The organism is Geobacter anodireducens (genome assembly GCA_001628815.1).
Classification (GTDB): Bacteria; Desulfobacterota; Desulfuromonadia; order Geobacterales; family Geobacteraceae; genus Geobacter; species Geobacter anodireducens.
On the sequence record CP014963.1, the window covers coordinates 2,752,948 to 2,772,048 of the forward strand.

The following is a 19,101-nucleotide window of genomic DNA, read 5'->3' on the forward strand; positions in this document are numbered from 1 at the left end:
TGTCGATCACCAGGGGCGCCAGAGATACATGAACTGGCCGCCGCCAGTCATGTCGAACCCGCCCAGCAGGTCCGCCATGGACGGCTCGACGGCCGACTCCGCATAGATGCTCCCCTGGTAGCTGCCGGGCCGGAAGTAGGTGACCACCCGGGCGTCGGGATCTCCTATGCGGTCACGCAGGGAGGCGATGACGTCGTCCAGGTAGCCGATCCGGTCGATGAGGCCCGCGGCAAGGGCGTCGGCGGCGGAGAAGATGCGGCCGTCGGCCAGCGTGAGCAGATCCTGGCGCGAAAGCCGGTTCCCCGGCCGGGCCTGGACCACGTCCACGAAGCGCCCGTGGAACTGGTCGATGACCCTCTGCACCAGCCGCTCTTCCTCCGGGGTGGCGCGGCGGAACGGCGACAGGAGGTCCTTTTTCCCGCCCGACTTGATGGTCTTCTCCTCCACGCCTACCTTCCCCAGCAAGCCCTCCACGTTGAAGGTCATCAGCAGCACCCCGATGCTCCCGGTCACGGCCGTGGGATGGGCGGTTATCCCGTCGGCGGCGGTGGCCACGTAGTAGCCTCCCGAGGCGCCGATCCCCATGATGCAGGCGGACACCGGCAGATTCCGGCGCTCCTTGAAGGCGAGCAGGTCGTGGCGGATGATGTCGCTGGCCGTCACCGTCCCCCCGGGCGAATTGATCCGCAGGATAAGTCCGGCCACCTTGGGATCGCGCTCGGCCTTCAGGATGACCTCACGCACCAGGGAGACCGTGGAGGGGGTTCCCCGGCTCAGCAGGCCGCCCCCCTTGGCCTGATCGCCGATGGCGCCGCTGATGTCCACGATCAGGATCTTTTTCGCCCCTTCCCCTTCCAGCACCTGTTCGGCCAGGGGCTGGGGCGCGCTCATGAGCGGCACGCTGACAAAGGCACACCCCGTTGTCAGGAACATGCCGAGGCAGCCGAGCAGAAACGCGATGATCATCCTCATGGTACCCTCCCGTATGTCAGCGGCACGTCGATTGAGAAATTCAATCACACCTTCCCCGCCGGCGCAAGATAGACGGTGAACTCCTCCCGGCCGTCCACCCCCAGCAGTTCGTCCGCCAGGTCCTGGCGGTAGGCCGCAATGGCGCAGGTGCCGGCGCCGACGTCTACCCCCGCCTCAACGGAACCCCCTGCCCGGACGGGAAAATCGACCTCCGCGACGTCATGGCGATCGTGAAAAAGGCGAACGGCCGCTAACGCCGCCCCCGCGTCGGGATGCCGTACCGTATACCTCCTTGCTTCCCCGCTGAAACTGATTAAACTTCTTTCAGCATACCACGCGCCAGGAGGAAACGCCCCATGTCCATCGCGGAACGCATCCCCACCCTCTTCCCTTGCCCGGATGAAATCCCTCCCCAGCAGCGTCTGTCCGCTCCGGTGGAACTGCGGGACTACCTGCTGAACGGCGAGCTCCGCTGCTGGCAGGGGGCCGTTCAGGATGTGTTCTCCCCGGTCTGCGTCCGCACACCCGGCGGTCCCGAGCGCGTACGGATCGGAAGCTTCCCTCTCATGGGCGAGGCCGACGCCCTTGCCGCCCTTGATGCCGCCACCGCGGCCTACGACTGCGGCAGGGGACGGTGGCCCACCATGGGGGTGGCCGACCGGATCCGGCATGTACAGCACTTCGCGGCCCTCATGAAAGAACAACGGGAAGCGGTGGTCCGGCTGATCATGTGGGAGATCGGCAAGACCCGTGCCGATGCGGAAAAGGAATTCGACCGGACCGTCGTCTACATCACCGACACCATCGACGCCCTCAAGGAGCTGGACCGGGTCTCCTCCCGCTTCGTGATCGAGCAGGGGATCATCGGCCAGATCCGCCGCGGCCCCCTGGGCGTGGCCCTCTGCATGGGCCCCTACAACTATCCCCTCAACGAGACCTTCACCACCCTGATCCCGGCCCTGATCATGGGGAACACGGTGGTCATGAAGCCCCCGCGCCACGGGGTGCTCCTGTTCGCACCGCTCCTGGCCGCCCTGCGCGAGGCGTTCCCTCCGGGGGTGGTGAACGTCCTGCTGGGGGCCGGCCGGGCCCTGACCCCCACCCTGATGCGGTCCGGCCGGATCGACGTGCTGGCCTTCATCGGCACGAGCAAAGCGGCCAATACTCTGCTGAAGGATCATCCCCGCCCCAACCGGCTCCGGCTGGTCCTGGGGCTCGAAGCGAAAAACCCCGCCATCGTTCTGCCTGACGCCGATCTCAACCCGACGGTGGAGGAATGCCTGGCCGGCAGCCTCGCCTTCAACGGCCAGCGGTGCACGGCCCTGAAACTCCTCTTTGTCCACGAATCCGTGGCGCAGCAGTTCATTGCCATCTTCTCCCGGGCCCTGTCGGCCATCGGCACCGGCATGCCCTGGCAACCGGGCGTGATGATCACCCCCCTGCCCGAGGAGGGGAAGACCGCCTACCTGCAAGAACTGCTGGCCGATGCCGTTGCGCGCGGCGCCGCAGTGGTGAACGAGGGGGGCGGCACGGTCACCGGCACCTACTTCCACCCGGCCCTGGTCTATCCGGTGGCGCCGGGGATGCGCCTCTACACCGAGGAGCAGTTCGGACCGGTAGTGCCGATAGTCCCGTTCACCGACATTGAGGAGCCGATCCGCGCCATCCGCGAATCGGACTACGGCCAGCAGGTGAGCATCTTCGGCAGGGACAGCGCCCTGCTGGCACCGCTCGTCGACCATCTGGTGAACCAGGTGTCACGGGTCAACATCAACAGCCAGTGCCAGCGGGGTCCTGACGTCTTCCCGTTCACCGGCCGCAAGGACTCGGCCGTGGGGACCCTGTCGGTGTCGGACGCCTGCGCGCCTTCTCGCTCCGAACCCTGGTGGCGGCCCGGAACCACGAAACAAACAGAGCCATCATCACCGATATCGTGCGGGAACGGCGCTCCACCTTCCTCTCCACGGACTTCATCCTGTGAGGCGTCAACCCGCGCCGGCAGTGATGAGCGGGCTCTAACGCTTTACTTTGTGCGGTTTGGGCGTATACTGTGACCCGTCAATCACACATCCGGAGCGTTCCTTGCTGGTATCATCCATTGAAAAGATCGGCGCCCTCACCCTCTCCGTGGTGGGGGAGATGGGGAAGATGATCATCTTCCTCACCCATGCCCTGATCAACATCGTGATCAGGCCCGGCAAGCCGATCCACATCTACAAGCAGATCCACTTCATCGGCGCGAAATCGCTCTTCGTCATCGTTCTGACCGCCGCCTTCACAGGGATGGTGCTGGGGCTCCAGGGGTACTACTCCCTGGCCAAGTTCGGTTCCGAAGGGATGCTCGGCTCGGCCGTGGCCCTCTCCCTCATCCGGGAACTGGGGCCGGTCCTCTCGGCCCTCATGGTGGTGGGCCGGGCCGGCAGCGCCATCACCGCCGAGATCGGCATCAAGAAGATAACGGAGCAGATCGACGCCCTGAAGACCATGGCCCTGGAGCCGTTCAAGTATCTGGTCTCCCCCAAGATCCTGGCGGCCCTGGTGGCGCTGCCGCTGCTCTGCGCCATCTTCGACGTGGTCGGCATCTATGGCGGCTACGTGGTGGGAGTGAAACTCCTGGGGGTCAACCCGGGCGCCTACTTCTCCGAGATGGAGCGGAGCGTGGAATGGAAGGACGTCTGGTCGGGCATCGTAAAATCGTTCTCCTTCGGCGGCATCATCGCCTGGGTCTGCTGCTACAAGGGATACCACGCCAGCCGCGGCGCAGAGGGGGTATCGCGGGCCACCACCGAGGCGGTGGTCATGTCGTCGGTGCTGGTGCTCATCTGGGATTACTTCCTGACTTCCGTCATGTTATAGGCCATGATCAGACTCGTTGACGTCCATAAATCGTTCGGCAGCCAGGTGGTGCTCGACGGCCTCACCATGGATATCCCGGAAGGGAAGATCACCGCGGTGATCGGCCCCAGCGGCGAGGGGAAAAGCGTGCTGCTCAAGCACATGATCGGCATCATGAAACCGGACCGGGGCGAGGTGTTCGTGGACGGCGAGAACATCACCACCATGCGCCGCTATCAGATGAACCGGGTCTGGGAGAAGTTCGGCATGCTGTTTCAGAACGCGGCCCTGTTCGACTCCCTGACCGTGTTCGAGAACGTGGCCTTCCCCCTGGAGGAGAAGACCCGGCTGAGCCGCTCGGAGATCAGCGACCGGGTCCACGAGGCCCTGGGACACGTGGGGCTCAGGAACGTGGACAAGAAATTCCCCGACGAGTTGTCCGGCGGCATGAAAAAGCGGGTGGGGCTGGCGCGGGCCCTGCTCCTGAACCCGCGGATCATCCTGTTCGACGAGCCGACCACCGGCCTCGACCCCATCATCTGCCGGGCCATCCACGAACTGATCCGGAGGACCCACGAGCGGTTCGGCTATACGGCGGTGATCGTTTCCCACGAAATCCCGGAGATCTTCGACATCTCCGAGAACGTGGCAATGCTCTACCGGGGCAAGATCGTCGAGCAGGGCACGTCGGAAGACATCCGGCGCTCGGAGCATCCGGTGGTGCGGCAGTTCATCAGCGGCAGCTCGAAGGCCCCATCCAGCTCATCTGAAAAGGTAGGCGTATGAAAAGAGTCACTCTCGAACTCATTGTCGGCATATTCGTCCTGATCGGCATCCTCTGCCTCGCCTGGCTCTCCATCAAGCTGGGACAGATGGAGCTGCTGGGCGGGGACCACTACCAGGTCTCAGCGGATTTCGATTCGGTATCGGGCCTCAAGAAAGGCGCCGCCGTCGAAATAGCCGGAGTAGAGGTCGGCCGGGTCGACCGGATCGTGCTCGATCCCTCCAGCGACCGGGCACGGGTCGACCTGCGGATCAGGGACGGCGTCAAGCTCCAGGACGACGTGATCGCCTCGGTCCGGACCAGCGGGATCATCGGCGACAAGTTCATCAAGCTCAAGCCCGGGGGGTCTGACAAGCTGCTGGCCGACGGCGGCCGCATCCGCGACACGGAATCGGCCGTGGACCTGGAAGAGCTCCTGAGCAAGTACATCCACGGGAACGTCGAATAAAACGGGGCGCAGGAATCATCCGGACACCTGACGGAGGGACCAACCATGAAGGCACTCAGACGGACGGCTCTGGCACTGGCCGTAACGCTCCTGCCGCTGGCAGCGGCGTGGGGCGCCGACGCCGGCGCCGGGACGAAGCTCACCCTCGACGACTGCATCAAGAAGGCGCTGACCGCCGCCCCCGAGTTGGGCGAGGCCCAGGCGGACATCGACGCCACCTCGGCCAGGCTGGACGAGGCAAAGGCCCACCGCTATCCCCAGATCGAATTCCTGGGCCTGATCGGACCGGTGCCCCAGGCCCGGGGCAACCAGGTCTACTCAGAAGACGGCATCAACGACACCGAGCGCTGGACCTGGTTCCAGCGGGGCGACGCCACCCTGGTCCAGCCCCTCTACACCTTCGGCAAGATTTCCGAAAACATGAGGGCCGCCACCCACGGCATCGAGGTTGACCGGGCCAAGAAGGACCAGAAGGGCACCGACGTGGCGCTCCAGGTCAAGGAGTACTACTACGGCATCCTCCTGGCACGGGAGCTGAGGGAACTGGTCCTGGAGACGCGGGACATTCTGGACGACGCCAAGGCCAAGGCCCGCAAGCTGATCGACAAGGGGTCCCCCAACGCCGACGAACTGGACATCTACAAGCTCGACGCCTTCCGGGGCGAAGTGGCCAAATACCTGGAGGAGGCCAGCAAGGGCGAGCAGCTCGCCCTGGCCGCCCTCAAGACCCGCATGGGGCTCCCGCCCGCCGAAGCGGTCGACATCGACGCCGAACGGCTCCAGCCCGCCGGCGCCACCCTGGGCGATCTGGCCGCCTACGTGGAAGAGGCCCGGACCCGGCGGCCGGAATTCCGCCAGCTCAACGAGGGGATCAAAGCCCGCGAGGCCCTGGTGGAGGCGGCAAAGGCCAACTACTGGCCCGACCTCTTCCTGGGGGGCTACGTCTCCGCCGCCTACGCCGACAAGCGGACCCGCATCGACAACCCCTTCGTGCCCGACGACTTCAACCACGTCTGGGCCGGCATCGCCCTGGGGGTCAAGTGGAAGCTCGACTTCGGCATCACCGGCGCCAAGGTGGCGGGTGAACGGGCCCAGTACAACCGGCTCCTGTCCACCAGGGCCTACGCCGACGAGTTCATCCCGCTCCAGATCCGCAAGGCGTGGCTTGAGGCAAGGGAGTCCGAGGCGAGCGCCGCCGCCATGAAAGAGGCGTACACCAACGCCAAGCGCTGGGTGGTGGCCTCCGTGGCCAACTACGACTTCGGCATCGGACCGGCCCAGGAGATCTTCGACGGGCTCCAGAACTACGCCCGCATGCGCGCCGCTTACTTCCAGGCCGTTTACAACCAGAACATGGCCCTGGCCCGGCTCGACCACGCCGTGGGCCAGGCTCCCCTGAACTGAGTACCAGGAGGTCTTTGTTCCATGAAATGGATCCTGTTCCCCATCCTCGCCCTCTCTTTGGCCGTTGCCGGCACTGCCCTGGCCCAGTCAAGCCCCACCGAGACGGTGAAGAAGACCGTTGACGACGTCATCAGGGTCGTGTCGGACAAGGAGCTGAAAAAGCCCCAGAACGAGAAGCGGCGACGCCAGGAGATCAAGCGGGCCATCGGCGCGGTGTTCGACTCCACCGAAATGGCCCAGCGCGCCATGGCGCGCCACTGGCGCGACCGGAGCGCCGCCGAGAAAAAAGAGTTCGTGGAGCTCTTCGAGAGCCTGTTGGAGAACTCCTACGCCGGCAAGATCGAGTCCTACAACCAGGAGAAGGTGGTGTACCTGAAGGAGGCCATCGACGGCGAGTATGCCGAGGTCAGGAGCAAGATCGTCACTGCCCGGCGCGACGAGTATTCCCTCGACTACCGCCTCATGCTCAAGGGGGGCAAGTGGGTGGTCTACGACATCGTCATCGAGGGGGTGAGCCTCGTCTCCAACTACCGGACCCAGTTCAACAAGATCATCTCCAACCAGGGGTACGCGGAGCTGGTGAAAAAACTGCGCTCCAAGCACCAGGAGATCAGCATGCCATAGGATTGCCGCGGCCTGAACGACATCACCACGGGGAGAGGCCACTCTCCCCGTTTTTTTCAAACGGTGCCCGTTTCTCCGCCACATGGGCCCCTTGCATAATCCGCTGCGTTCCGCTAGAGTGTGACTGTTGCATTTACGCCACACCTCGGACGGCCCATGGACAGACAGACCACGGATAGTACGCCTGCCGCAACGCCTGCCGAACGGGAGCGGATCAAGCGGCGCCGCGAAGGGATCGTCATCGCCCTGTCGGTGCTCCTGATCCTGGTCCTGACCCGGGTGGAGATCCACCTGTCGCGCATCAGCTCCGATGTGCCGATGGGGAGCAACTTCCTGATCTTCGGCGTCATCAACGTCATCATCCTCCTGATCATCCTCCTGATCTACCTCCTGTTCCGCAACGTGGCAAAGCTCTTGATGGAGCGGCGGGGCAAGGCCCTGGGGGCCAACCTGCGCACGAAGCTCGTCATCGCCTTCGTGAGCCTCTCCATCATCCCCACCATGCTCTTGTTCTTCGTTTCGGCCACCTACGTGAACCAGAGCATCCGCAACTGGTTCAACACCCAGATCGAGAACTCCCTCTCCGAATCGCTGGAGGTGGCCCAGACCTACTACAGGAACTCGGCGGCCAACGCCCTCTACTACGGCAACCAGATCAGCGCCATCATCCGGGACCAGCGCCTGCTCAACGACGAGAACCTGCCGCAGATGAAGGAACTGATCCGCCAGAAGCAAAAGGAGTACAACCTGGGAATCGTGGAGGTCTACTCGGCCCAGAACGAGGAGCTGGTCCGCGCCGCGAACCCGGGGCTCCCGCTGGGGGAGTTCACCAACCCCTCGTCCGAGGACATCAAGCAGGGGCTCAACGGCAAAGAGCTCACCAGGGTCAACACGGTGGGCAAGGCCGATCTCATCCGCGGCATCGTGCCGATCTATTCCACCTATCGCGCCGACGAGGTGGTGGGGGCGGTGGTGGTCAACTACTTCGTCCCCTACTCCCTGGTGGAGAAGATGCGGGAGATCACCGCCTCCTACGAGCAGTTCCGCCAGCTCAAGATCCTGAAGAATCCCATCCGGTCCGGCTACATCCTGGCCCTGTTCCTGATCACCATGGTGATCATCTTCCTGGCGGTCTGGTTCGGGCTCCACCTGGCCAACAGCCTCACCACGCCGATCCAGGAACTGGCCGAGGCGACCCGGCAGGTGGCCGAGGGGAACCTGGATATCCGCCTGGGCCAGCGGACCGACGACGAACTGGGCATGCTGGTGGCCGCCTTCAACAAGATGACCGACGACCTGCGGAGCAACCAGTTGGCCCTGAAAAACGCCAACGACGAGCTGTCGCGCAGCAACCAGGAACTGGAGCAGCGACGACGCCACATGGAGATCGTGCTCCGCAACGTGGCGGCCGGGGTCATCGCGGTGGACCGGGGGGGGGCGATAACCACCATCAATACCTCTGCGGCCCGGCTCCTGCAGATCGACACGCCCCGGGCCGTGGGCCACAACTTCCGGGAGGTGCTCAAGGGAGAGCAGCTCGACATCGTGAAGGGGGTCCTGCGGGACATGGTCATGGCCAAAAAGGACAGCATCAGCCGCCAGATCACGGTGCCGGTGCGGGACAGCCGGGCCACGTTCCTCTTCAACCTGTCGGTGCTGCGGGACGAAAGCGGCGAATTCCTCGGCACCGTGGTGGTCTTCGACGACATGACCCAGTTGATCAAGGCCCAGCGGATGGCCGCCTGGCGCGAGGTGGCCCGCCGCATCGCCCACGAGATCAAAAACCCCCTGACCCCGATCCAGCTCTCGGCCCAGCGGCTGCGCAAGCGCTACCTTCCCCGCTTCGGCGACGAGGACCGGGTCTTCGACGAGTGCACGGCCATGATCGTCAAGTCCGTTGACGAGTTGAAGACCCTGGTGGACGAGTTCTCCAACTTCGCCCGGATGCCCGCAGCCCACCCCTCTCCCAACGATCTGAACGCCGTCATCCGCGAGGCGGTCACCCTGTTCCGGGAAGGGCACCGGCGGGTGGCGTTCGGCTTCAGTGCCGACGACCGGCTGCCCCAGTTGCAACTGGACCGGGACCAGATCAAGCGGGTCTTCATCAACCTCCTGGACAACGCCGTGGCCGCCATGGGGGGGACGGGCGAGGTCCGGATCGTGAGCCGCTTCGACCCTGAGCTTAAAATGGCGGTGGTGACCGTGGCCGATACGGGACCGGGCATCCCGCCGGAGGACAAGCCGCGGGTCTTCGAGCCCTACTTCTCCACCAAGGCGTCGGGCACCGGGCTGGGACTCGCCATTGTCAGCAACATCATCACCGACCATCACGGGTTCATCCGGGTGCGGGACAACGAGCCCGGAGGGACCAGGTTCGTCATTGAACTACCCGTGACGGGATAGAGAGGATTACGTGAACGAAACGATACTCGTCGTGGACGACGAACAGGACATCCGCACGGCCCTGGCCGGCATTCTGGAAGACGAGGGGTACCGGACCGCCTTCGCGCGGGACGGCGTCGAGGCCCTGGAGACGGTCCAGAAGGATCGGCCCGACTTGGTGCTTTTGGACATCTGGATGCCGAGGCTGGACGGCATGGAGACCCTGCAGCGGCTCAAGGCGTCCGATCCCGGGCTCACGGTGGTCATGATGTCGGGCCACGGCACCATTGAAACGGCAGTGAAGTCCACCAAGATGGGGGCCTTCGACTTCATCGAAAAACCCCTTTCCCTGGAAAAGATCCTGGTCACGGTCCGTAACGGCCTGGACGCGAGACGGCTCCGGGCCGAAAACGATTCGTTGCGCGCCCTGAGCTTCAGGGGGCACGAGATCGTGGGGGAATCGGAGGCCATGGGCCGGCTGCGGGAACAGGTCCGGCTGGCCGGGCCAGCCGACGCGCCGGTGCTCATCATCGGCGAAAACGGAGCGGGCAAAGAACTGGCGGCCCGGTCGCTGCACTACCACAGCCCCCGCCGCGACAAGCCCTTCGTGGAGCTCGACTGCGCCGCCCTGCCCGAAGAACTCATCGACAGCGAACTCTTCGGCCACGAAAAGGGCTTTGCCGGCGCCGCAACCCAGAAGAAGGGAAAGCTCGACCTGGCCAACGGCGGCACCATGTTTCTGGATGAAATAGGCGACATGCCGCCCCGGACCCAGGCAAAACTCCTGCGCCTCATCCATGAGCGGAAATTCGAACGGGCGGGCGGGGCCCGGTCCATCGAGGCGGATGTGCGCATCATGGCCGCCAGCACCCGGAACCTGGAGGACGAGGTCCGAGCGGGACGCTTCAGCGCCGACCTGTTCTACCGGCTGAACGTGGTCAGCCTGGCAGTGCCGCCGCTGCGGGAGCGGCGGGAGGACATCGTGCCGCTGGCGGAGCACTTCCTCGACATCTTTGCCCGCCGGGAGGGCCAGGAGTGCAAGACCATGCCTCCCGAGGCGCTGGCCGTCCTGGCCCGGCACGACTGGCCCGGCAACGTGCGGGAGCTGCGCACCATCGTGGAGCGGCTCGTCATCATGACCCCGGGGCGGGTGATAACCCCTGACCTGATTCCCCCGTCGGTTGGCGGAGGCGCGGACCGCGAGGGTGGCCTGCCCCGGAGCGAAGCCGCCCTGGAGCCCTCGTCGCTCCGGGAGGCGCGGGAAGAATTCGAGCGGGAATTCATTATTCAGAAACTGGAGGAGTACGGCTGGAACATCTCCCGCACCGCCGACGCCATCGAGCTGGAGCGGAGCAACCTCTACCGCAAGATGAAGAGTTACGGGATCGACGCGAAAAAGTGACGGGCAGATCCATTCGCACGAAAGAGGGCCGTCTCCCCCAGGGGGAGACGGCCCTCTTTTCTTCAGATCGCGGACGCTACTTCTTGATCACGCAGTCGATGATGGCGTTGATCCGCCGGTTGAGGGCCCGGCCCTCGGCCGTGGAGTTGTAGGCGATGGGCCGGCTGAAGCCGTATCCCTTGGCGGAAAGGCGCGCGCGCTCGATGCCGAAGTGTTCCACAAGGTAATTGACCACCGCCTCGGCCCGGCGCTGGGAGAGCTTCATGTTGTGATCGGCGGTGCCGACCCGGTCGGTGTGCCCTTCGATGATGGCCGTGGTGGTCGGGTTCTGCTTCATGAAATCGCCCACCTTGGCGATCTCGCCGCGGAACTGGGGCTTGATGTCCCACTTGTCCGTGTCGAACTGGACCTTCAGGGCGATGCAGAGCCGGTCCGGCAGGGCCGCGATGACCTTGGGGTTCTCCAGGGCGCAGTCGATGATCGCCTCGATCCGGCGGTTGCGCTGCTTGCCCGCCTCGGTGGCATTGTCGGCGATGGGGCGGGTCTTGCCGAAGCCCCGGGCGGAGAGGCGCGACCTGTCGATGCCGAAATTGTCCGCCAGGTAGTTGACCACGCTTTCGGCCCGCCGCTGGGAGAGCTTCATGTTGTAGGCGTCGTCCCCCACATTGTCGGTGTGCCCCTCAATCACGGCCGTGGTCGTGGGATACTCCTTCAGGAAGTCCGCCACCCGCTTCACCTCGTCGTGGTATTGGGGACGGACGTCGGCCTTGTCGATGTCGAATTCCATGTTGAGGGTGATGCAGTACTTCATAAGGCCCGGCGTCGGCTCGGCAGCATGGGTACCGGCGCGGGCTCGGGTTCGACCGCGGGTGCCGGGGCTGGAGCCGGCGCGGGAGCGGCAGCCGGCGGAACGGCCCTTGCCGCCGGGGCGGCGCCGCCGAACAGAACGCTCAAGCCAACCGTGTACTCGACGTTGCTGTACGAGTAGCCCAGATCGAAGATACCCCGCACGTCGCCCCGCAACGCCGCGGCGTCGGTGATGAAATACTTGACCCCACCGCCGTAGGTGAGGATGCCGTCGGTGCGGTCCCGGCCGTTGGAGCCGGCGGCGTAGTCAAGGGTCGTCCCCCCTGCGCCGGCCGCCAGGAACGGCACCAGGGAGCTTTCCGGCATGAAATGGTAGAGCCCCTCAAGACGGTAGGTGTAGGAGTCCACGTCGGCCTTGCTGCCCCTGGTTTCCTCGGCCGGGGAAAAGCCGAACACGGTCTCAACCCCCCAGGCGGGGGTAAAGTTGTATCCGCCCCGGACGCCGAAGGTGGGCGCTGTGCGGATGTGCTGCTCCCCGTCGAAGGTATAGCCTCCGAAGTAGGGACTGAGCGAAAATGAACCGGCCCTGTTCTCCGCTGTTGCCGTCGACGCGACCAGCAGGGCGACGGCGAACGCGGCACCAACGATGGTTCTCACCTTCATGGCAACCTCCCTGTAGACAGGCAACGAGTATCGGGACACATCCCGTTCAAACTTTACCAATGTGCAGATAATTGTCAAACTACGTCGCACAGTTACATGCCACGCACCTCCGTACTGGCAGGAGAAACCCATTGACAGGCGGAGCGGCCGCCGGTATAAATGGCGTCGCTCAAACCAGCGCGAGGAAATGTCATGACCCTTCTCGACACCATCCTGGACGCAAACAGGAAGTTCGTCAGCCCCGGCGTGTTCCCCCCCCTGGCCAAGAACCCGAAAAAGCAGTTTGCCATCTTCACCTGCATGGACACCCGGCTGGTGGATTTCCTGGAACCGGCCATGGGTATCAAGCGGGGCGACGCGAAGGTTATCAAGAATGCCGGCAACACCATAGTGGATCCCCTCAGCGGCGGCGTCATCAGGAGCCTCGTGGCGGCGGTGTTCATGCTCGGCGTGGAGGAGATCTTCGTCATCGGCCACCGGGACTGCGGCATGGCGGCGGTGGACTCCGACGATCTCCGGCAGCGGATGGTGGCGCGCGGCATCGACCCGTCCGTCATCGAGACCCAGGTGCCTGACCTGGCCCAGTGGATGGGTGCTTTTTCATCTCCCGAGGAAAACGTGGCCCGCGTCACGTCGGTGATCCGCCAGAACCCCCTCATCCCGCGGGACGTACCGGTCCACGGCCTCATTTTCTGTCCCAACGACGGCCACCTTGAGGTAATCGTCAGGGGATACTGATCCCCCGGCTCGCGAGGATCCCCATGCCCAGGAACCACCTGCCGTTCAGTGCCAGCGAACTGGAAGCGCTGCCCCTGTTTCGCTTCGTCCCCCTCGAATGCATCGAAGGCATTCTTGAGCACAGCCGCGTGGTCAGCCTGGGGCGGGGTGAGCGCTTCGAACCCGCCGGCCCCCTGGGCCACGCCATCCACCTGATCCTGGAGGGCCGCCTGGCCGTCTACTACGACGTCCGGGAACGGGACGACACCCCCCTTCATCTGGAGCGGGGCGACATCGTCGGCCAGAGCCTCGTTTCCGGCGAGCCGGAAGTCCCCTGCACCCTGGCGGCCACTGAAGACACGCGGCTCATGGTTCTTGAGGAGGACCTGATCTGGTCCCTGGCCCAGGCATCCCACGCAGCCGCCTGCAACCTGCTCGGCATCCTCCTGCGCGGCAGGGGGGGCTCTTCCCTGGGAAGTTTCTCGGGCACTGTCCGCGATTATGCCCTCCGCAACCAGGCGGTGGTGGACCCCCTTACCGGTTTCCAGAGCAGGCGGTGGCTCGAGGAAATCCTCTCGCGCCAGGTGGATCGCTTCACCGCCAGCGGCCGTCCCCTGTCCCTGGTGATGATCGACATCGACGGCTTTCGCGCGTTCAACGAACGCCACGGCCGCACCGGCGGCGACCGGGCCCTGCACGACGTCGCCCAAACCCTCCGGAACTCCCTCCGCCCCGGCGAACTGGTGGCGCGCTACGGGGGCGACACCTTCGCGGTGCTCCTCCCCGAAACGGAACCGTCCACCGCAGGATGATCGCGGACCGGCTCAGGCAGCGCCTGATGCATACGGTCATCGACATGGGGGACGGAACCATGCTGCCGCCGCTCTCCATTTCAGCGGGAGTGGCTGGAGCCACCCCCGGCATAGATGGCCCCGCCCTTGCGGAAAGCGCGCTGGCAGCGCTTGACAGGGCAAAGGCTGCGGGAGGCAACACCGTTTCCCGCTAACTCTCTCCCGCCCTTAATGTATACACGTTATTGTTTCCGCACTCCTCATGCTACAATGACGTCGGCTTGCATCGGCACCAACTGTCAGCGTAGTCGGAGACGTGGAGCTCCCCTATGGACGTACCCCTGAAAAGGTGGCGCGGATGCGCCGTTTTTCGTCCCGCCCTTGCCGCGCGGCGGGACATGCTTTCCCTCTACCTGGACGCCGGGTACCCGACCACCCTGATCCTCTCCCTGGCGCCGCCGGGCAGCGGCACCGACGACCGAGACGAAGCAGTCCTGTCGATTACCTTCCGAAATCTGGTGAAGGTGCTCCCCGAGCTGCTCAACCTCAAGAAATCTGGTGACAAAGACGATGCATATGCTATCATGCACGTCCCTCTGGACGCGACTGAGGCTAAAAAACGCTGTATTGCCCTGGAGATGGGAACGCCTTTTTCGCGGCTCATCGATCTGGATGTGTACGATGGCAGCGGAACCCGGCTTAGCCGGGCGCTCCTCGGACTCACCCCTCGTCCTTGTCTCGCGTGCGGCCAACGGGCCGCCGACTGCATCCGCCACCGGCACCCCACCCCGGCGGAGAGACCCGGGAGGCTCCATGAACTCCTCGCGCATCTTCGAGATTGAGCAGTTTGCCCAGTCCCTCGTCAAGGGAGGGGCCATGGCGCTCTATCTGACGCCGAAACCGGGGCTCGTGGACCTTGCCGACCAAGGCTCCCACCCTGATCTTTCACTCGACAAGATGGAGCGGTCGCTTCACATCCTGGGTGACTACCTGGCGGAGCTGATCCGCTCGCTTACCGACGGGGAGCGCTTCCTCTGCCAGGCAGTGATTGGCCGGCGGGCCGAAGAGGTCATGATGGAGGAGCTGGGCTCCAACACCCTCAAGGGCTACTTGTTCCTGAGCGGGCTGTTGCTGGTTGCCCGCTGGCGATGCGACTCCGATGACGAAAAGCGGTTGAACCGGGCGGTGTCCGAGCTGGGCGAGGAATTCTTCGCCCTGCGCCGCGATCAGGCAACCAACGGCCATTCGGCCCGCTCCCGCTTCGGCGCCGGCGGCGTCGTGCACGAGGTCCTGGACGGACTCCCTTCCCTGTTCACCTGCGCCGTGCCGGCGTATCTGACTGCCATCGAACGGACCGGCTGCTTCACCAGTGCCTCCTTTGCCATGCTTGCCCGCCTCATGCAAACGGTGGACGACACCACCACCCTCCACCGCTGCGGCACCATGGGACTGGCCCGGCTGCGGCGCGACGGCCAGACCCTGGAGCGGCTCATTGCCGAGGGGGGAGATCCGGTCGCGTTTCTCACGGAACTCAACCGCAAGTACGTGCGGATGAATCTCACCATGGGCGGCGTCGCCGACATCCTCGGCCTGGCCTACGGCTACCTCGTGGCCACGGGACGGCTGGCTGGCGCGTCGGAAACCACCCGCTCCAGAAACTCCAAGCCGCGGCTGCGCCTCTGCATGGGCGACGCCTGAGGACCTCCCCGGGTCCTTGGCGCACTGCCGCACTCATCCTTCATGCTCCTGAGACTCTTCCTCATCTTCAGCGTCGTTCCGATCATAGAGCTCTACCTCCTCATCAGGGTGGGCAAACTGATCGGCGCCCTGCCCACCGTGGCCCTGCTGCTGGTCGTCAGCCTCGCCGGCGCCTGGCTGGTCCGCTCCCAGGGCTTCGTGATCCTGCGCCGCATCCAGGATGAGCTGGCCCTGGGGCGGCTCCCGGCCGCCGGCCTGCTCGACGGCGCGCTGGTTCTCCTGGGAGGGCTGCTCCTCCTGACCCCCGGCTTTTTCAGCGACGTGGTCGGCCTGTTCTTCATCGTCCCCCCCACCCGCGCCGTCATCAAGCAGTTCCTGGGCCTCTGGCTCCAGAACAGGCTCGCCCGCGGCCAGTTCGTGATCCGCAGGTTCTGACCCTCTTCCTGCCGTTTCGTTGCATCCCCGCCGGATTGCGGTACGCTTTTCCCTGCTGGTCACTATCGCCGTCAGGAGGAGCTTTGTCATGAACGTTCTCATTGTCTACTATTCCATGTACGGACACATCCATCGCATGGCCGAGGCCGTGGCCGAGGGGGTCCGCGAGGTGCCCGGCGCCGAAGCGGTGCTGCGCCGCGTGCCCGAAACGCTGCCGCCCGACGTGCTGGAAAAGATGGGCGCCGTCGAACCCCAGAAGGCCTTTGCCCACATCCCGGTGGCCACGGTGGACGAGCTTGCCTCGGCGGACGCCATCATCTTCGGCACACCAACCCGCTTCGGCAACATGTGCGGCCAGATGCGCCAGTTTCTGGACGCCACCGGCGGGCTCTGGGTGAAGGGCTCCCTCGTGGGCAAGGCCGCCGGCGTCTTCACCAGTTCCGCCACCCAGCACGGGGGCCAGGAATCCACCATCCTCACCTTCCACACCTTCCTCCTCCACCAGGGGATGGTCATCGTGGGGCTCCCCTATACCTTTGCCGGCCAGACGCGGATCGACGAAATCACCGGCGGCTCCCCCTACGGCGCGTCCACCATAGCCGGCGGCCAGGGGGAACGGCTGCCGAGCGAGAACGATCTGGCCGGGGCCCGCTTCCAGGGCAGGCATGTGGCGCAGATCGCCGCCAAACTGAACGGATAGGAAGCACAGGGAGGTTCTTCCATGTCCTGGATTCGCTGGTTCTCGGAAATAACCATTGACGATGTCCCCCTGGTCGGGGGCAAGAACGCCTCCCTCGGGGAGATGTTCGGGGAGCTCAGGCCCCTGGGGGTGCGGATCCCCAACGGCTTCGCCATCACGGCGGAGGCCTACTGGCACCTGATCCGGTCGGCGGGGATCCTGGATGAAATGAAACAGACCCTGGCGGGACTGGTCAAGGAGGACGTGGACGACCTGGCGCTCCGGGGACGCCGACTGCGGGAGCTGGTGTACGGCGCCCCCCTCCCCGGAGAACTGGCGGAAGAGATCAGAGAGGCCTACCGGGGGCTCTGCGCCGAGTATGGCGAGAACTGCGACGTGGCGGTCCGCAGCTCGGCCACGGCAGAAGATCTCCCCACGGCCTCCTTTGCGGGGCAGCAGGAAACCTACCTGAACGTCCGGGGCGAGGCGCAGCTCCTGGACGCCTGCCGCCGCTGCTTCGCCTCCCTCTTCACCGACCGGGCCATTTCATACCGCATCGACCAGGGGTTCGACCACTTCAAGGTGGGGCTCTCCGTGGGCGTCATGAAGATGGTCCGGTCGGACCTCGCCTCCAGCGGGGTCATCTTCACCATCGACACCGAGACCGGCTTCCGGGACACGGTTTTGATCACCGGCGCCTGGGGCCTGGGCGAGAACGTGGTCCAGGGGGCCGTGAACCCGGACGAGTTCACGGTCTTCAAGCCCGCGCTCCGGCAGGGATTCCGCCCCATCGTCCGGCGCCGGCTGGGGGAGAAGAAGATCCGGATGATCTACGGCACCGGCACCTCCAAGCACCTGACCAAGAACGTGGAGGTGCCCCGGGAGGAACGGCGCCGCTTCTGCCTCAGCGACGACGAGGTGCTGGAGCTGGCCCGCCAGTCCCTCCTGATCGAGTCCCACTATGAGAAGCGGGCCGGCCGCGAGATGCCCATGGACATCGAATGGGCCAAGGACGGGGAGTCTGGCCGGCTCTTCATCGTTCAGGCCCGGCCCGAAACGGTGGAATCCCGCAAACGGCTCGACTTCCTGGAGACGTACATCCTGGAGCAGAAGGGAGAGGTGCTGGCCACCGGTACCAGCGTGGGCGGAAAGATCGCCGCCGGCCCGGCCCGGGTCATCACCGACATCCACAGGCTGGGCGACTTCAGCCCCGGCGAGGTCCTGGTGGCCGACACCACCACCCCCGACTGGGAGCCGGTCATGAAGACCGCCGCGGCCATCGTCACCAACAAGGGGGGGCGCACCTGCCACGCCGCCATCGTCAGCCGCGAGCTGGGCATCCCGTCGGTGGTCGGCACCGGCGACGGGACCGAACGGATCGCCAGCAACCGGGAGATAACGGTGAGCTGCGCCGAAGGAGAAGTGGGCAGAATCTACAGCGGCGAACTCCCCTTCCGGGTGGAGCGGGTTGACCTGGCCGGCATGCGGCGCCCCCGCACCAGGATCATGATGAACCTGGGCAACCCGGAGGAGGCCTTCTCCCTCTGCCGGATTCCCAACGACGGGGTGGGGCTCGCCCGGATGGAGTTCATCATCACCAACCATATCAAGATCCATCCCATGGCCCTGGTCCACCCCCTCCGGGTGGAGGACGAGGCATCGCGGCGCGAGATCGCGCGCCTCACCGCCGGCCATGCCGACCCGCCCGCCTACTTTGTGGAAAAGCTCGCCGAGGGGATCGGCACCATTGCCGCCGCCTTTCATCCCAAACCGGTCATTGTCCGCATGAGCGACTTCAAGACCAACGAGTATGCCTCGCTCCTGGGGGGCCGGGCCTTCGAGCCCGACGAGGAGAACCCGATGATCGGCTTCCGGGGGGCGTCGCGCTACTACGACGAGCGCTACCGGGAAGGGTTCGCCCTGGAATGCCGGGCCTGAAGCGGGTCCGGGACGAGATGGGGCTCGTTAACGTAATCCCCATGATCCCCTTCTGCCGGCGCATCGTGGAGGCGGAGAAGGTATTGGCCGAAATGGCGACGAACGGCCTCGTGCGGGGCGAAAACGGCCTGGAGGTCTACGTCATGTGCGAGATCCCCAACAACGTCATCATGATCGACGAGTTCTCGCGGCTCTTCGACGGCTTTTCCATAGGCTCCAACGACCTGACCCAGCTCACCCTCGGCGTGGACCGGGACTCGGCCTGGTGGCCCACGTCTTTGACGAGCGGGACCCGGGGGTCATGGAACTCATCGGCCGGGTGGTGGAGGGGGCGCGTCGCAACGGACGCCACAGCGGCATCTGCGGCCAAGCCCCCAGTGACTACCCCGAGTTCGCGGCCTTTCTCGTGGAGCAGGGAATCGACTCCATTTCGCTCAACCCCGATTCGATCCTCAAGATCACGATGCGGGTCCTGGAAATGGAGGAGGAACTGGCGCAGCAGGGGGACAAGAGGAGGTAGAC

The 19,101-nt window shown here is 65.1% G+C and carries 13 protein-coding genes and 4 pseudogenes; 15 read left to right on the plus strand and 2 right to left on the minus strand.

The genetic code is table 11. The features are described 5' to 3' along the window. Nucleotides 1-6: 6 nt before the first annotated feature. Nucleotides 7-972 carry a signal peptide peptidase SppA gene (locus A2G06_12615; GenBank protein ID ANA40975.1) on the minus strand — a complete coding sequence of 322 codons (966 nt, stop codon included), beginning with the start codon at nt 970-972 and terminating at the stop codon, nt 7-9. A 356-nt stretch (nt 973-1,328) separates the two neighbouring features. Between A2G06_12615 and A2G06_12620 the strand changes: the two are divergent. The 8 genes and pseudogenes from A2G06_12620 to A2G06_12655 all read left to right on the plus strand — a co-directional run bounded on the left by A2G06_12620 (nt 1,329) and on the right by A2G06_12655 (nt 10,851). Further along, a pseudogene (locus A2G06_12620) lies at nt 1,329-2,953 on the plus strand (aldehyde dehydrogenase). 101 nt (nt 2,954-3,054) lie between these two features. Next, nucleotides 3,055-3,828: an ABC transporter permease gene (locus tag A2G06_12625; protein ANA40976.1), complete on the plus strand. Its 774-nt coding sequence runs from the start codon at nt 3,055-3,057 to the stop codon at nt 3,826-3,828. A 3-nt stretch (nt 3,829-3,831) separates the two neighbouring features. Beyond that, on the plus strand, nt 3,832-4,593 hold the full coding sequence (locus tag A2G06_12630; GenBank protein ID ANA40977.1) for an ABC transporter ATP-binding protein: 762 nt from the start codon (nt 3,832-3,834) through the stop codon (nt 4,591-4,593). Then, nucleotides 4,590-5,039 carry an outer membrane lipid asymmetry maintenance protein MlaD gene (locus A2G06_12635; GenBank protein ANA40978.1) on the plus strand — a complete coding sequence of 150 codons (450 nt, stop codon included), beginning with the start codon at nt 4,590-4,592 and terminating at the stop codon, nt 5,037-5,039. Before A2G06_12630 ends, A2G06_12635 begins: the two co-directional genes overlap by 4 nt. A 45-nt stretch (nt 5,040-5,084) precedes the next feature. Continuing rightward, nucleotides 5,085-6,443: an RND transporter gene (locus tag A2G06_12640; protein ID ANA40979.1), complete on the plus strand. Its 1,359-nt coding sequence runs from the start codon at nt 5,085-5,087 to the stop codon at nt 6,441-6,443. 21 nt (nt 6,444-6,464) lie between these two features. Continuing rightward, nucleotides 6,465-7,067: an organic solvent tolerance ABC transporter substrate-binding protein gene (locus A2G06_12645; protein ANA40980.1), complete on the plus strand. Its 603-nt coding sequence runs from the start codon at nt 6,465-6,467 to the stop codon at nt 7,065-7,067. Nucleotides 7,068-7,223: 156 nt separating this feature from the next. Beyond that, nucleotides 7,224-9,470: a PAS domain-containing sensor histidine kinase gene (locus tag A2G06_12650; protein ID ANA40981.1), complete on the plus strand. Its 2,247-nt coding sequence runs from the start codon at nt 7,224-7,226 to the stop codon at nt 9,468-9,470. A 10-nt stretch (nt 9,471-9,480) separates the two neighbouring features. Beyond that, complete coding sequence (locus A2G06_12655) at nt 9,481-10,851, plus strand: Fis family transcriptional regulator (GenBank protein ANA40982.1); 1,371 nt, start codon at nt 9,481-9,483, stop codon at nt 10,849-10,851. A gap of 76 nt (nt 10,852-10,927) precedes the next feature. Here A2G06_12655 and A2G06_12660 read toward each other — a convergent pair. Then, nucleotides 10,928-12,321: pseudogene (locus A2G06_12660) on the minus strand (hypothetical protein). A gap of 192 nt (nt 12,322-12,513) precedes the next feature. Between A2G06_12660 and A2G06_12665 the strand changes: the two are divergent. The 7 genes and pseudogenes from A2G06_12665 (at nt 12,514) to A2G06_12695 (ending at nt 19,099) form a co-directional block, all read left to right on the plus strand. After that, entirely contained in the window at nt 12,514-13,059 is a 546-nt protein-coding gene (locus A2G06_12665) for a carbonic anhydrase (GenBank protein ANA40983.1), read from the plus strand. Nucleotides 13,060-13,082: 23 nt separating this feature from the next. Continuing rightward, nucleotides 13,083-14,044: pseudogene (locus tag A2G06_12670) on the plus strand (diguanylate cyclase). A gap of 114 nt (nt 14,045-14,158) precedes the next feature. Beyond that, the gene (locus tag A2G06_12675; GenBank protein ID ANA40984.1) at nt 14,159-14,671 is read left to right on the plus strand and encodes an apo-citrate lyase phosphoribosyl-dephospho-CoA transferase; all 513 of its coding nucleotides are present in this window, start codon (nt 14,159-14,161) and stop codon (nt 14,669-14,671) included. Then, a complete protein-coding gene (locus A2G06_12680; protein ANA40985.1) occupies nt 14,643-15,527 on the plus strand; it encodes a 2-(5'-triphosphoribosyl)-3'-dephospho CoA synthase in 885 nt (294 codons plus the stop codon). Before A2G06_12675 ends, A2G06_12680 begins: the two co-directional genes overlap by 29 nt. Nucleotides 15,528-15,569: 42 nt before the next feature. Beyond that, entirely contained in the window at nt 15,570-15,962 is a 393-nt protein-coding gene (locus tag A2G06_12685) for an exlusion protein FxsA (GenBank protein ID ANA40986.1), read from the plus strand. An 88-nt stretch (nt 15,963-16,050) separates the two neighbouring features. Further along, nucleotides 16,051-16,662: an NAD(P)H-quinone oxidoreductase gene (locus A2G06_12690; GenBank protein ANA40987.1), complete on the plus strand. Its 612-nt coding sequence runs from the start codon at nt 16,051-16,053 to the stop codon at nt 16,660-16,662. A 21-nt stretch (nt 16,663-16,683) separates the two neighbouring features. After that, nucleotides 16,684-19,099, plus strand: a pseudogene (locus A2G06_12695) (phosphoenolpyruvate synthase). Nucleotides 19,100-19,101 lie beyond the last annotated feature (2 nt).